Origin of the sequence: Pulveribacter sp., from assembly GCF_032079985.1 — a bacterium.
Lineage (GTDB): Bacteria > Pseudomonadota > Gammaproteobacteria > Burkholderiales > Burkholderiaceae_C > Melaminivora.
Window position 1 is genome coordinate 538,105 of record NZ_DAMATK010000001.1, and the last position, 14,059, is coordinate 552,163.

A 14,059-nucleotide genomic window follows, 5' to 3' on the forward strand; every position below is an offset into this window, starting at 1 on the left:
CGGCGCGCGAAACGCGCGCCAGAGAAGGGGGAAGCCGCGCAGCGGCGCAGGGGGATGTACCGACTCAGCTTTGGCAGTCGCCCGCCTCGCGCCGCTGCATCTTTTTCTCCGACAGGTACTTGTCGGCCCCGGCCTTGACCATGGGCTTGAGGATCTGCTCGTCGGCCTGATACCAGTCCGAGGAGTAGTTCCACTTCTTGCCGTCCCAGGTGTGCACGCGCGCCCAGGTCGAGCCCATGTGGTCGCTGCAGCTGGTCGACAGCGGGCGCATCACGCCGTTAAAGCCCAGCGCATCCAGCTTCTTCTGATCGAGCGCCAGGTTCTCCATGCCCCAGCGCACTTGCTCGCCGGTCATGACCTTGCCCTTGCCGAAGCGCTCCTGCGCGCGGCGCACGGCTTCCACGCCCAGCATCTGGATGATCACGCCCCGCGTGTACAGCACCGAGCCCACTTCGTCCTTGGCGCCCGTGCCCTGTCCCTTGTCGTGCACGTGCTTCATGATGTCCTGGATGACCTTGGCTTCCTTGCCATAGCCATTGAGCGCCAGTGCGTGGTAGCCCTTGGCACCATCGCCCACGTCGCGCACATCCGGCTCGGCGCCGGCCCACCACACACCGTACATCTTGTCGCGCGGGTAGCCGGTGGCCTGCGCTTCCTTCAGGGCGGTGGAGTTCATCACGCCCCAGCCCCACAGCAGCACGTAGTCGGGCCGGTCCTTGCGCACTTGCAGCCAGGTGGCCTTTTGCTCCACGCCGGGCGCGGTCACGGGCAGCAGCTGCAGGTCGAAGCCGTGCATCTTGGCGCGCTCCTGCAGCAGCGGGATGGGCTCCTTGCCGAACGGGCTGTCGTGGTAGACCAGGGCGATCTTCTTGCCCTTGAGCTTGTCCAGGCCGCCGTTTTCCTTGCCCAGGTGCTGGATCAGGATGTCCGCGCCCGTCCAGTAGCTGCCCATGTACGGGAAGTTCCACTTGAAGGCCATGCCGTCGGCCGCCACCGACAGCCCATAGCCCAGCGTCATCAGCGGAATCTTGTCCACGGGGGCTTTTTCGGTCAGCGCGAACGTGATGCCGGTGGCCTGGGGGTCGAACAGGGCCACACCCGGGCGGCTCTTCAGGCGCTCGTAGCACTCCACACCGCGGTCGGTGGCGTAGCCGGTTTCGCACTCCTCGAACGTCAGCTTGACGCCGTTGACGCCACCGTCACGGGCATTGATGAGCTTCAGGTAGTCCTGCTTGCCATTGGCCCAGGGCGTGCCGTTGGGCGCGTAGGGACCGGTGCGGTAGGACAGCAGCGGGAAGAACTGCTCGTTGGCCTGCGCAACGGCGCTGGTGGATACGGATGCGCCGGTGGCGGCCAGCACGGCGGCGGCCAGGGCGAGTCGGGTCAGCTTCATGGCGTTGTCTCCTAGTGGTTGGTGGTTTGGCGTAGCGCGGGAAAAATCAGTGCGGGAAGGGCCACACGCGCATCTTCTGCTTGCCCGTGGACCAGAGCTTGGCCAGGCCGTGCGGCTCGACGATCAGGAACCAGACGATGAGCGCGCCGAAGATCATCAGCTCGGTGTGCGACAGGCCGGCGGTGGAAATCTCCATGCCGAACAGGGAGAACAGTGGCGGCAGCACCTGGTTCAGCACGATGGGCAGCACCACGATGAAGGCCGCGCCGAAGAAACTGCCCATGATGGAGCCCAGGCCGCCGATGATGACCATGAACAGCAGGCGCAGCGACACCTCCACCGAGAAGGCGGCCGGCTCCCAGGCGCCCAGGTGCACGAAGGCCCACAGCGCGCCGGCCACGCCGATGATGAAGGAGCTGACGGCGAAGGCCGAGAGCTTGGCGTACATGGGGCGGATGCCGATCACGGCGGCCGCCACGTCCATGTCGCGGATGGCCATCCACTCCCGGCCGATGGCACCGCGCACCAGGTTCTTGGCCAGCAGGGCGATCACCACCAGCAGCGACAGGCAGAACAGGTATTTGGAGAACGCACTCTCCAGCGGCATGCCCAGCACCTGCAGGTGGCTCACGGACACCGAGCCCGAGTCCGAGTTGTTGGTAAACCACTTGATGCGCAGGAACATCCAGTCGGAGAAGAACTGCGCGGCCAGCGTGGCCACGGCCAGGTACAGGCCCTTGACGCGCAGGCTGGGCAGGCCGAACAGGATGCCGAAGAACGTGGCGCACAGGCCGCCCAGGATCAGTGCCGGAATCAGCGGCATGCCCGGAAAGCGAACGAAGAAGTTGAAGGCCCCGTACGCACCCACGGCCATGAACGCGCCCGAGCCCAGCGAGATCTGCCCGCAGTAGCCCACCAGGATGTTCACGCCCAGGGCGGCCAGGGACATGATGACCAGCGGGATCAGGATGGCGCGGTACAGGTAGTCGGATGCCAGCAGCGGCACCAGCACAAAGGCCGCCGCCAGCAAGACCAGGACGGCGATGCGGTCCTGCGCTATGGGGAAAATCTGCTGGTCGGCCCGGTAGCTGGTCTTGAACTGGCCGTTTTCACGATAAAACATGGAGTCTCCTCAATCGTTGCGACGGCCTGTCACACGCGGTCAATGATCTTTTCCCCAAAGAGACCTTGGGGGCGAAACAGCAGAAAGACGAGCGCCAGCACGTAGGCGAACCAAATCTCGATGCCCCCGCCCACGAACGGGCCCAGGTACACCTCCGAGAGTTTTTCGCCCACGCCGATGATCAGTCCGCCGATGATGGCGCCGGGCACCGAGGTCAGGCCGCCCAGGATGACCACCGGCAGCGCGCGCAGCGCCACGGTGGCCAGCGAGAACTGCACGCCCAGCTTGGAGCCCCAGATCATCCCGGCCACCAGCGCGACCACGCCGGCCACGCACCAGACGATGACCCAGATGCGGTTGAGCGGGATGCCGATGGACTGCGCGGCCTGGTGGTCGTCGGCCACGGCGCGCAGCGCGCGGCCGGTGCCCGTCTTCTGGAAAAACAGCGACAGCAGCACCACCAGCACGGCGGCGATGGCCGCGGCGATCATGTCCTCCTTGCTGACCAGCACACCGCCCTCGAACACCGACTCCAACAGGAACATCGGGTCCTTGGGCATGCCCACGTCGATCTTGTAGATGTCGCTGCCGAAGAGGGTCTGGCCCAGGCCTTCGAGGAAGTAGGTGATGCCCAGCGTGGCCATGAGCAGCGTCGCGCCCTCCTGGTTGACCAGGTGGCGCAGCACCAGCCGCTCGATCAGCCAGGCCACCACGAACATGATGGCGCCGGCAATGAGGAAGGCGGCCACGTTGGCCAGGATCCGGTTCTCGATGCCGGTCCACTCGGGGAACCACTCGGCAAAGCGCGCCATTGCCAGCGCCGCGAACAGCACCATCGCGCCCTGCGCGAAGTTGAATACGCCCGAGGCCTTGAAGATCAGCACGAAGCCGAGGGCCACCAGCGCATAAAGCATGCCGGCCATCAGGCCGCCAAAGAGGGTTTCTAGAAAGAATGCCATTTGGTTGTGCCCTCGCTTCAGTGCCCGGCGCCCAGGTAGGCGCGAATCACGTCCTCGTTGGCGCGCACGTCTTCGGGCGCGCCGTCGCCGATCTTCTTGCCGTAATCCAGCACCACCACGCGGTCGGAGATGTCCATCACCACGCCCATGTCGTGCTCGATCAGCACGATGGTGGTGCCGAACTCGTCGTTCACGTCCAGGATGAAGCGGCTCATGTCCTGCTTTTCCTCGACGTTCATGCCGGCCATGGGTTCGTCCAGCAGCAGCACCTGCGGCTCCATGGCCAGGGCGCGCCCCAGGTCCACGCGCTTTTGCAGGCCGTAGGGCAGCTGGCCCACGGGCGTCTTGCGGTGCGCTTGGATCTCCAGGAAGTCGATGATGTGCTCGACGAACTCGCGGTGGCGGATCTCCTCGCGCTCGGCTGGGCCGATGCGCAGCGCCTGCATGAGCAGGTTGCTTTTGATCTTCAGGTTGCGCCCGGTCATGATGTTGTCGATCACGCTCATGCCCTTGAACAGCGCCAGGTTCTGGAAGGTGCGCGCCACGCCCATCTCGGCCACCTGGCGGCTGTTCATGTGCGAAAACGTCTTGCCGCGGAAAGTGATCGACCCCTCGGACGGGGTGTACACGCCGTTGATGCAGTTGAGCATGGAGCTCTTGCCGGCGCCGTTGGGGCCGATGATGGAGCGGATCTCGTGCTCGCGCACGTCGAACGAGATGTCCGTCAGTGCCTTCACGCCGCCAAAGCGCAGGCTGATGTTCTGGACGTCCAGGATGACGTCGCCGATCTTCTTGCTGATCATGAAAAGCCTCGTTGCGGTCAGGCGGCGGCGCGCGCGCTGGCGGGGTGGATCGTGGCGTCCACGAGCTTGAGCGTGGCGCTCACGCTGCCGGTGCGCCCGTCCTCGAACTTCACCTGCGTCTCGATGAACTGCTCGGCGCGGCCGGCGTACAGCGCGTCCACCAGCACGCCATATTTGTCGGCAATGAAGCCGCGGCGCACCTTGCGCGTGCGCGTCAGCTCGTCGTCGTCCGGGTCCAGCTCCTTGTGCAGCACCAGGAAGCGCGCCACCTGGGTGTCGGCCATGCCGGGTTCGCTGGCCAGGTCGGCGTTGACCTTGCCCACGCACTCGGCGATCAGCTGCAGCACCTGGGGCTTGGAGGCCAGGTCCACGTAGCCGCCGTAGGGAATCCCCTGGCGCTCGGCCCAGTTGCCCACGGCCTCGTAGTCAATGTTGATGAAGGCGCAGACCGTCTCGCGGCCGTTGCCGAAGCACACCGCTTCCTTGATGTGCGGGAAGAACTTGAGCTTGTTCTCGATGTAGTTGGGCGCGAACATCGCGCCGCTGGCCGTCTTGCCCACGTCCTTGGCGCGGTCGATGATGCGCAGCTGGCCGCTGGCGTCGATCAGGCCGGCGTCGCCGGTCCTGAAGTAACCGTTCTCGTCGATCACCTCGGCCGTGGCGTCCGGACGCTTGTAGTACTCCTTGAGCACCGACACGCCCTTGACCAGCACCTCGCCGCTGTCGGCGATCTTCAGCTCGATGCCGGGCGCTGCCTGGCCGACGCTGGCCAGTTCCACCTGGCCGTCGCGCTGCAGGCAGACATAGGCGCAGGTCTCGGTCTGGCCGTACAGCTGCTTCAGATTGATGCCGATGGAGCGGAAAAAGCGGAACAGGTCCGGCCCGATGGCCGCGCCCGCCGTGTAGGCCACGCGGATGCGCGACAGGCCCATCACATTGCGCAGCGGCCCATAGATGGCAAGGTCGGCCAGGCGGTACTTCAGGCGGTCCAGCCCGCCGACCGGTCTGCCATCCAGGATGTCCGATCCCACGCGGCGCGCCAGCTGCATGCAGCGCTCGAACAGCCAGCGCTTCGGCCGCGCCGCGTCCTCCATGCGGATGGAGACCGAGGTCAGCATGCCCTCGAACACGCGCGGCGGCGCGAAGTAGTAGCTCGGGCCGATCTCGCGCATGTCGATGGACACGGTGCTGGCCGACTCAGGGCAGTTGATGGTGAAGCCCGCCACCATCCACTGCGCAAAGGAAAACAGGTGGTCGCCCACCCAGGCCGGCGGCAGGTAAGACAGCACGTTGTCCTGCGGACCCAGACGGTCCACCTCGATGCCGCCGCGTGCGGACTCGATGAAGGCGCTGTGCGTCAGGCACACGCCCTTGGGCTTGCCCGTCGTGCCCGAGGTGTAGAGGATGACGGAGACATCCGAGGCCTGGACGCCACCCAGCAGCGCCTCCCACACGCCCGGGTTGGCGCGGTCCCATTCGGCGCCGCGCGCCACCAGCTGGGCGGTGCTGATCAGGCCGGGCTGGTCGTAGTGGCGCAGACCGCGCGGGTCGTCATAGATGATGTGGCGGATGCCGGGCACGGTCTCGCGCACTTCCAGCAGCTTGTCGACCTGCTCCTGGTTCTCGGCGAAGGCGAAGGCGACGTCCGCGTCCTGTATGACGAAAGTCATCTCGGCGGCCACGGCGTCCTGGTACAGCGGAATGGGCACGCCGCCCACGCTCTGCACGGCCAGGAAGCCCATGTACACGTGCGGGCGGTTGTCGCTGATCAGGGCCAGGTTCTGCCCGCGGGTGAAGCCCAGCGAAAGCAGGCCGCAGGCCATGTGGCGTACCTCGGCGGCAGCCTGCTGCCAGCTCCAGGTCTGCCAAATGCCGTACTCTTTCTCGCGCAGCGCCGTCGCCGCCGGGCGGTCGGCGGCGTGGCGCTGCAGCAGGTGGGGGAACGTGGTCGTCATATCCGGTTCCTGTCGGGTTCGGGAGCGGCGGCGGTGCCGGTGCGGGAGGGGCCAACACCCGGATCGCCGTCGGATTGCAACCAATGGTAGGAACGACTTTGACGTCATCTTGTCTTCGCGACGACAATTTGCGGGTTAGTCCTCAGGGGTGTAACCCTTGAAGCGCCGCGTCGCCGCCTGGCACCGCCCCAGCGCGCGGTCCCACCGGCTGCGGCGGTATCCTCGCGCCCATGTACGCCCCGTTCTTCGGCCTGGAGCACCCGCCGTTTTCCATCGCTCCCGACCCGCGCTACCTGTTCATGAGCGAGCGCCACCGCGAGGCGCTGGCGCATCTGCTGTACGGGCTGGATGCGGGCGGCGGCTTCGTGCTGCTGACCGGCGAGGTCGGCACCGGCAAGACCACCGTGTGCCGGTGCTTCCTGGAGCAGATCCCGGACAGCTGCAACGTCGCCTACATCTTCAACCCCAAGCTCACGGTGCCGGAGCTGCTGCGCTCCATCTGCGACGAGTTCGGCGTGCCGCACAGCCCAGCCACGCCCGGCGCGGAGACCGTCAAGGACTGCATCGACCCGCTCAACGACTTCCTGCTGGGCGCGCACGCCGCCGGGCGCAGCAGCGTGCTGATCATCGACGAGGCGCAGAACCTGGCGCCCGACGTGCTGGAGCAACTGCGCCTGCTGACCAACCTGGAGACCAGCCAGAAGAAGCTGCTGCAGATCATCCTGATCGGCCAGCCCGAGCTGCGCGCCATGGTGGCCCAGCCCAGCCTGGAGCAGCTGGCGCAGCGGGTCATCGCGCGCTACCACCTGGCCGCGCTGAGCCGGGCTGAGACGGCGCAGTACATCGCCCACCGCCTGTCGGTGGCCGGCCTGCGCGGGCCGCTGCCGTTCGACCGGCGCGCGCTGGCCCAGGTGCACGCCATCACCCAGGGCGTGCCGCGGCGCATCAACGTGCTGTGCGACCGCGCCCTGCTGGGCGCCTACAGCCGGGGCGAGCGCCAGGTGCGCGGTGCCACGCTGCGCCAGGCCGCGCGCGAGGTCTTCGGCACCGGCAGCCCGGCCCGGGGCGCCGGTGCGCAGCGGCGCTGGTTGGCCGGCGGCGCGGGGCTGCTGGCCGGCGCCGGCGCCACGCTGGCGGCTGTCTGGGCGCTGGGGCTGGTGACCTGGCCGACGGGCGTGGCAAGCCCGGCCTCCACGGCGACCGCAACGGCAACCGCTGCATCGGCGCCCGCATCGGTTGCCGCTCCTGCTGGCGCAGCCGCTGCCCAACCCGCCGGCGCACCTGCCGCGCCCACGCTGACGCAATTCCTGCAGTCCCAGCCCGAGCCCGCCACGGCCGAGGCCGCCGCCTGGCGCACGCTGGCGCGCGCCTGGCAGGCTGAGGTCCCATCCGATGCGCCCGATGCCTGCGCCGCCCTTGCGGGCCAGGGCCTGCGCTGCTTTCGCAGCCGCCGTGCCAGCCTGAGCCTGCTGCGCCTGATCGACCGTCCGGTGCTGCTGACGCTGCAGCCGCCCGGCGGCGGGCCCGAGCACGTGGTGGTGCTGCAGGCCCTGCAGGGCGACTCTGCCGAGCTGGCTGGCGCCGGCGGCACCACCCGCAGTGTGCCCCTGGCCGAACTGGCGCCGCTGTGGCATGGCGACATTGCCACGCTGTGGAAGGCGCCGGCCAACCTGCCGGCCTCGGGCGACTTGATGGCCAGCAGTGCGGCCGCCGCCTGGCTGGACCGCCAGCTGGCCCGCGCCAGCGGCACGGCCGCCCCGGCGCGCCCGCTGTCGGCCGCCGCGCGGCGCGCACGCATCCACCAGTTCCAGCTGGCCCAGGGCCTCACGCCCGATGGCCAGGCCGGCCCCCTAACTCTGATGCAGCTCAACCGCGCCACCGGCGTGCAGGAGCCGCGGCTGGAGCGCGGCGCCAGCTGATCACAGCCCACAGCTTTTTCCCTTCTTCCTTCCATGTCCTACATCCTCGACGCGCTGCGGCGCGCACAGGCCGAGCGCAACCGCGGCGGCGTGCCCGACCTGCACACGCCCGCGGCCGCCCCGGCCGAGCTGCCCGCCACCGCGCGCGGCGCGGGCGTGCCCTGGCTGCCCCTGGCGCTGCTGCTGGCCCTGGGCCTGGGCGCCGCCGGCTGGTGGCTGGGCCGCGCGACGACGGCGACGGAGACCACGCCGCCGCCGGCCGCGCCCGCGGGCGCCGCAGGGGCCACAGCCGCGCCTGTCACGCCTGCTGCGCCGCCGGTGGCGCTGTCCGCGCCGCCCCCGCTGGAGCTGCCTTCACCGCCGCCGGTGGCGCCGCCTGCGACGCCCAAGCCGGCGCCGCAGCGGGCCGCGGCGCCAGCGCCCAAGGCCGCGCCGACCGAGCGTGCCCGCAGCCCGGCGCCCGCGCCGGCCGCCGCTGCTCCCACCGAGGCCCCGCGCGCCGCCGGCACCGTGTTCGCCCAGGCCGACCTGCCGCCGGCCGTGCGCTCGCAGCTGCCCACGCTGCAGCTGGCGGGCATCACTTATTCGTCCAACCCGCAGCACCGCATGGCCATCGTCAACGGCCAGGTGCTGCACGAGGGCGACCAGGCCGCGCCCGGCCTGGTGCTGGAGCGCATCGAGCAGGCGCGCACGGTGTGGTCCTTCAAGGGCTACCGCTACGCGCTGGGCGCGCAGTAGCCAGGGGTTTATGGGTCAAATTGGTCTACAGCGCCCGCCAGTAAAGCGCAAGCAGCTATTGATTTGATAGTTCACGAGGCGCGGTTTCGTGGTATTCCCGCTGCCACGCCGGTCGCGTTTGCCGCCAAGCTGACGGCCCATGATGCAAGACGCCTCGCTCTACCAGCGCCGCCGCCCGCCCACCCAGGCGGATCTGGACGGCATTCCCTGGCTGCACCTGCTGCAACCCTCCGAGCGCGCACGCGCGGTGGCCGCGCTGGTGGTGGGTGACGCCTGCGCGGGCGACTACGTGTGCCGCGTGGGCCGTCCGGTGACCTACTGGTTCGGCGTGGTCGAGGGCCTGCTCAAGATGAGCGCCGACAACGCCGACGGCCTGACCATGACCTTCACCGGCGTGCCCCCGGGCGGCTGGTTCGGCGAGGGCACGGTCGTCAAGCGCGAGCCCTACCGCTACAACATCCAGGCGCTGCGCAGGAGCGTGGTCGCCGGCCTGCCGATCGACACCTTCCACTGGCTGCTGGACCACTCCATCGGCTTCAACCGCTTCGTGATGAACCAGCTCAACGAGCGCCTGGGCCAGTTCATCTCCGCGCGCGAGATCGACCGCATGGGCCGGCCCGACCTGCGCGTGGCGCGCAGCCTGGCGGCGCTGTTCAACCCGGTGCTCTACCCCGGCGTGGGCGAGGTGCTGCGCATCACCCAGCAGGAGCTGGCCTATCTGGTCGGCCTGTCGCGCCAGCGCGTGAACGAAGCGCTGGCCTTCTTGCAGGCCCAAGGCGCCATCCAGGTGGAATACGGCGGCCTGCGCGTGCTGGACCTGGAGGCGCTGCGCACCAGCCTGTTCCCGCAGCAGCAGGGCGCGCCCGCCTGAGCGCGCGCCAGCCGCCGCGCGCGACAATACGGGCCATGTCCGACCGGCCCCCACGCCCTCCCGCCCCCGCCCAGGCGCCCCGCGCCCGCCTCACCTTGCGCCGCCCGGCAGCCGCCCCGGCGCCGGCGGCACCTGCGGCCGCGCCGCGCCGCGCCGCCAGCCCCGTGCCCGCGCCCCGCGCAGCGGTTGCTGCACCGCGCGCTGCCGCAGCGCCGCGCACTCCGGCGGCCGCCGATTCGTCCGCCACCCAGCGCCTGAACAAGCGCATGGCCGAGCTGGGCCTGTGCTCGCGCCGCGAGGCCGACGAGTGGATCGCCCGCGGCTGGGTGCGCGTGGACGGCCGCGTGGCCGAGATGGGCCAGCAGGTGGGCGCGCAGGCGCGCATCGAAGTGGACCGCGCCGCCCAGGGCCAGCAGCAACAGCAGGTGACCATCGTGCTGCACAAGCCCATGGGCTATGTCAGCGGCCAGGCCGAGGACGGGCACACGCCGGCCGTCGCCCTGATCAGCGCGCGCACCCACTGGCAGGGCGACGCCAGCCGCACGCGCTTCTCGCCGGCCCAGCTGCGCGGCCTGGCGCCCTGCGGGCGGCTGGACATCGACTCCGTCGGCCTGCTGGTGCTGACCCAGGACGGGCGCGTGGCGCGCCAGTTGATCGGCGAGGACTCCACCGTCGACAAGGAATACCTGGTGCGCGTGCAGTACGGCGACATGGCGCAGGACGTGCGCGCCGCCTTCCCGCAGGACAAGCTGGCCCTGCTGCGCCACGGCCTGAGCCTGGACGGCCAGCGCCTGAAACCCGCGCAGGTGGAGTGGCAAAACGCCGAGCAGCTGCGCTTCGTGCTGACCGAGGGCAAGAAGCGCCAAATCCGCCGCATGTGCGAACAGGTCGGGCTGAAGGTGGTGGGCCTCAAGCGCATCCGCATCGGCCGCGTGCTGCTGGGGCAGTTGCCCGTGGGTCAGTGGCGCTACCTGAGGCCGGGCGAGCGCTTTTGAGATTGATCTAGTAAGTAATAGAAACAATCAGAATCTGCTGGTTTCTGTCACCTGCATGACAAAACCTACAGGATAGTGCCCATGCGGCCGCCTTGCGGCCCGGTCTACCCTCGCGGCCTGCCGGGCGCATGGGAGCCCGAACATCGACTGATCGGGTCTTGGGAACTATGGCACTGAACAATTTGCGCGTGGGCTCGCGCCTGGGGCTGGGCTTCGGCCTCATCCTGTTGATTACGACCGTGCTGGCGCTGTCAGGCATGTGGCGCATCGGCGTGCTCAGCGACGCCGGCGAGCGCGTTGCCACGCGCGAGATCGAGCAGCGCCTGGTGGTGGAGGAGTGGGCCGCCCTGGTGCGGCTGAACTGGGTGCGCACCGAGGCCTTCCTGAAGGCCGTCGAGATGGCCTACATGGAAAAGCTCACCGCCGACATCAAGGCCGACACGCAGCTGGCCGACGACAAGGCCCGCCGCATCGCCGAGCTGCTGCAGGCCAGCGGCCACGGCGGCCAGCCGCTGGCCGCCATCCAGGCCGCGCGCCAGGCCTACCAGGACAAGCTGGAAGAGATCCACGCCCTGCACCGCGGCGGCGAACCTGCCGTGGGCGCCATGGTGGACCAGCAGCTGCACCCCCTGGCCGACGCCTACCTGCAGGCCCTGGGCGCCCTGCGCACCGACATGGAGGCGCAGCTGCGCGCCGGCCAGCAAAGCACGCAGGCGCTGGCCGGCGCCAGCCAGATGCTGCTGGGCGCGGGCCTGGCCCTGGCGCTGGCGCTGGGGGCCTTCCTGGCCTGGTGGGTGACGCGCTCCATCGTCGCTCCGCTGCGCCAGGGGACCCAGGCGGCCGAGCAGATCGCCCAGGGCGACCTGACGCAGCCGCTGCGCGCTGGCGCGCGCGACGAGACCGGCCAGCTGCTGCAGGCCCTGGCGCACATGCAGTCGCGCCTGGCCGGCATCGTCAGCGAAGTGCGGCGCAACGCCGAAGGCGTGGCCGCCGCCAGCACCGAGATCGCCCAGGGCAACCACGACCTGTCCGCACGCACCGAGCAGCAGGCCGGCGCGCTGGAGCAGACCTCGGCCGCGATGGAGCAGCTGGGCGCCACCGTGCGCCAGAACGCCGACAACGCCCGCGCGGCCAGCCAGCTGGCGGTCGACGCCTCGAGCGTGGCGCAGCAGGGTGGCCAGGTGGTGGCCGAGGTGGAGCAGACCATGCAGGGCATCAGCAGCGCCAGCCGCCAGATCGCCGACATCATCGGCGTGATCGACTCCATCGCCTTCCAGACCAACATCCTGGCGCTGAACGCGGCCGTGGAGGCGGCGCGCGCTGGCGAGCAGGGCCGGGGCTTTGCCGTGGTGGCCAGCGAGGTGCGCACCCTGGCCGGGCGCAGCGCCCAGGCGGCCCGCGAGATCAAGCAGCTCATCGACACCAGCACCGACCGCGTGCAGGCCGGCTCGGCCCTGGTCGAGCGCGCCGGCGTGACCATGCGCGAGGTGGTCTCCGCCATCCAGCGCGTCACCGGCGTGGTGGCCGAGATCAGCGCCGCCAGCGGCGAGCAGAGCCAGGGCGTGGCCCAGGTGGGCGAGGCCATCGTGCACATGGACCAGACCACGCAGCAGAACGCCGCGCTGGTGGAGCAAAGCGCCGCCGCGTCCAGCAGCCTGCGCGCCCAGGCCGGGCAGCTGGTGCAGGCGGTGGCGGTTTTCAAGCTGGCGGGCGGCGCCGCGGCCGCCACGCCGCCCGCAGCGACTGCTGCCCCTGTCCCCAAAGCCGCACCGGCGTCAGCCACTGCGGCCCTGCCTGCCAAGCCCGCCGGCGCGCCGCAGGCAGCGGCTGCCGCGCCCGTCCCCGCGCTGGCGCACGAGGGTGGCGACTGGGAGAGCTTCTAAACCCGGGGTGGCTCCAGCCGGGTTTGAGGCCAAATCGGCCTCAAACCCGCATGAATAAAGCGCAAAAAGCTATTGTTTTATGAGCGGTCCAGCGCCTCGACGGCGGTGGCCAGGGCCAGCAGCTCGCGATCGCGCCCGCGCCGGCCGACCAGCATCAGGCCGAAGGGCAGGCCGCCCGCCCGGCCCATGGGCAGCGACAGGGCCGGCAGGTCGTAGAAGTTGAACACCGAGGGGTTGCGCAGCACGCGGGCGTTGGCGGCCATGAAGGCCGCGTCGCTCTGCTCCAGGTCGGCGATGCGCGGGGGCACGAGGGCCACGGTGGGCAGGGCCAGCAGTTCCACGTCCTGCAGCTGCGCGTCCAGCGCCGGCAGCAGCTGGGCGCGCGCCTGCAGCAGGCCCACGTAGTGCTGCGCGGGAATGCTGCGCCCGGGCTGGATGCGTGCCAGCACGCGCGGGTCCAGCTGCTCGGGGGCGCTGTCCAGCAGCGCGCGGTGGATGTGCGCGGCCTCGGCGGCGGACAGCGTGCCGTTTTGCTGCAGCCGGGCCGGGGCCATCAGCCACTCGTCCAGGGCCAGGTCGGACAGGCGCGCGCCGGCACCGGACAAGGCTGCCAGGGCCTGCTCGAAGGCGCCCAGCACGGCGTCGTCGGTGTCGCTCAGCAGCCAGCCGCGCGGCACGCCAATGCGCAGGCCGGCCACCTGGCGTGCCGGCAGCGGCTGCCATGCCTCGCCGGCCAGCACGGCGTCGGCGCGGGCGCAGTCCTCGACGCTGGCGGCCAGCGGGCCGATGGTGTCCAGCGTGTACGACAGCGGCAGGGCGCCATCGCGCGGCACGCGCGCCTGCGTCGGCTTGAAGCCGGCGATGCCGGCAAAGGCCGCCGGGATGCGGATGGAGCCGCCGGTGTCGGTGCCGAGGGCGATCTCGGCCATGCCGCGCACCACGCTCACCCCCGCGCCGCAGGACGAGCCGCCGGGGATGCGACGGGTGTCGTGCGCGTTGCCCGGCGTGCCGTAGTGCGGATTGATGCCCAGCCCTGAGAAGGCGAACTCGGTCATGTTGGTCTTGCCGATGACCACGCAGCCGGCCGCGCGAAGACGCTGCACCACGGCGGCGTCCTGCGTCGCCGGCGGGGCGTCTTTCAGGGCAACGGAGCCGGCGGTGGTGGGCTCGCCGGCCACGTCCAGCAGGTCCTTGATGGAGACGATGCGCCCGTCCAGCGGGCCCAGGGTGATGCCGCTGGCGGCGCGCTCGTCGGCCGCGCGCGCGGCCTGCAGGGCGGCTTGCCGGTAGACCCGGGTGAAAATGCGCCGGCCCTCGTCGCCGGCCGCCTCGATGGCGGCCAGGGCGCGCTCGGTGCGCTGCGTGCTGCTGGTGTTCAGGTGCTGCTCCATGGCGCGTAGTGTGCCGCCAAGCGCGGCCC

Annotated in this window: 11 protein-coding genes; 5 read left to right on the forward strand and 6 right to left on the reverse strand. The window is 70.2% G+C overall.

Features of this window, described 5'->3' with window-relative positions; genetic code table 11:
* Positions 1–64: 64 nt before the first annotated feature.
* From RT282_RS02475 to RT282_RS02495, 5 genes are read right to left on the reverse strand one after another with little or no spacing between them, the layout of a single operon-like run.
* Complete coding sequence (locus RT282_RS02475) at positions 65–1,393, reverse strand: ABC transporter substrate-binding protein (RefSeq protein WP_312307333.1); 1,329 nt, start codon at positions 1,391–1,393, stop codon at positions 65–67.
* 46 nt (positions 1,394–1,439) lie between these two features.
* Positions 1,440–2,516 carry a branched-chain amino acid ABC transporter permease gene (locus RT282_RS02480; protein WP_312307334.1) on the reverse strand — a complete coding sequence of 359 codons (1,077 nt, stop codon included), beginning with the start codon at positions 2,514–2,516 and terminating at the stop codon, positions 1,440–1,442.
* Positions 2,517–2,545: 29 nt separating this feature from the next.
* On the reverse strand, positions 2,546–3,475 hold the full coding sequence (locus RT282_RS02485; RefSeq protein ID WP_312307335.1) for a branched-chain amino acid ABC transporter permease: 930 nt from the start codon (positions 3,473–3,475) through the stop codon (positions 2,546–2,548).
* A 17-nt stretch (positions 3,476–3,492) separates the two neighbouring features.
* Positions 3,493–4,278 (reverse strand): ABC transporter ATP-binding protein, encoded by a 786-nt coding sequence (locus RT282_RS02490; RefSeq protein WP_313311569.1) that lies wholly within the window; start codon positions 4,276–4,278, stop codon positions 3,493–3,495.
* Between the two features lie 17 nt (positions 4,279–4,295).
* Entirely contained in the window at positions 4,296–6,233 is a 1,938-nt protein-coding gene (locus tag RT282_RS02495; RefSeq protein WP_313311570.1) for an AMP-binding protein, read from the reverse strand.
* Between the two features lie 230 nt (positions 6,234–6,463).
* Between RT282_RS02495 and RT282_RS02500 the strand changes: the two genes are divergently transcribed.
* The 5 genes from RT282_RS02500 (at position 6,464) to RT282_RS02520 (ending at position 12,639) form a co-directional block, all read left to right on the forward strand.
* Complete coding sequence (locus RT282_RS02500; protein WP_313311571.1) at positions 6,464–8,152, forward strand: AAA family ATPase; 1,689 nt, start codon at positions 6,464–6,466, stop codon at positions 8,150–8,152.
* 33 nt (positions 8,153–8,185) lie between these two features.
* Positions 8,186–8,890, forward strand: coding sequence for a general secretion pathway protein GspB (locus tag RT282_RS02505; RefSeq protein WP_313311572.1), 705 nt, complete (start codon positions 8,186–8,188; stop codon positions 8,888–8,890).
* 139 nt (positions 8,891–9,029) lie between these two features.
* On the forward strand, positions 9,030–9,761 hold the full coding sequence (locus RT282_RS02510) for a Crp/Fnr family transcriptional regulator (RefSeq protein ID WP_312756139.1): 732 nt from the start codon (positions 9,030–9,032) through the stop codon (positions 9,759–9,761).
* Between the two features lie 35 nt (positions 9,762–9,796).
* Positions 9,797–10,756: a pseudouridine synthase gene (locus RT282_RS02515; RefSeq protein WP_313311574.1), complete on the forward strand. Its 960-nt coding sequence runs from the start codon at positions 9,797–9,799 to the stop codon at positions 10,754–10,756.
* Between the two features lie 167 nt (positions 10,757–10,923).
* Entirely contained in the window at positions 10,924–12,639 is a 1,716-nt protein-coding gene (locus tag RT282_RS02520) for a methyl-accepting chemotaxis protein (RefSeq protein WP_313311576.1), read from the forward strand.
* 77 nt (positions 12,640–12,716) lie between these two features.
* On the opposite strand, the gene RT282_RS02525 is transcribed toward RT282_RS02520, so the two are convergent.
* Positions 12,717–14,030, reverse strand: coding sequence for an amidase (locus RT282_RS02525; protein ID WP_313311577.1), 1,314 nt, complete (start codon positions 14,028–14,030; stop codon positions 12,717–12,719).
* Between the last annotated feature and the right edge of the window lie 29 nt (positions 14,031–14,059).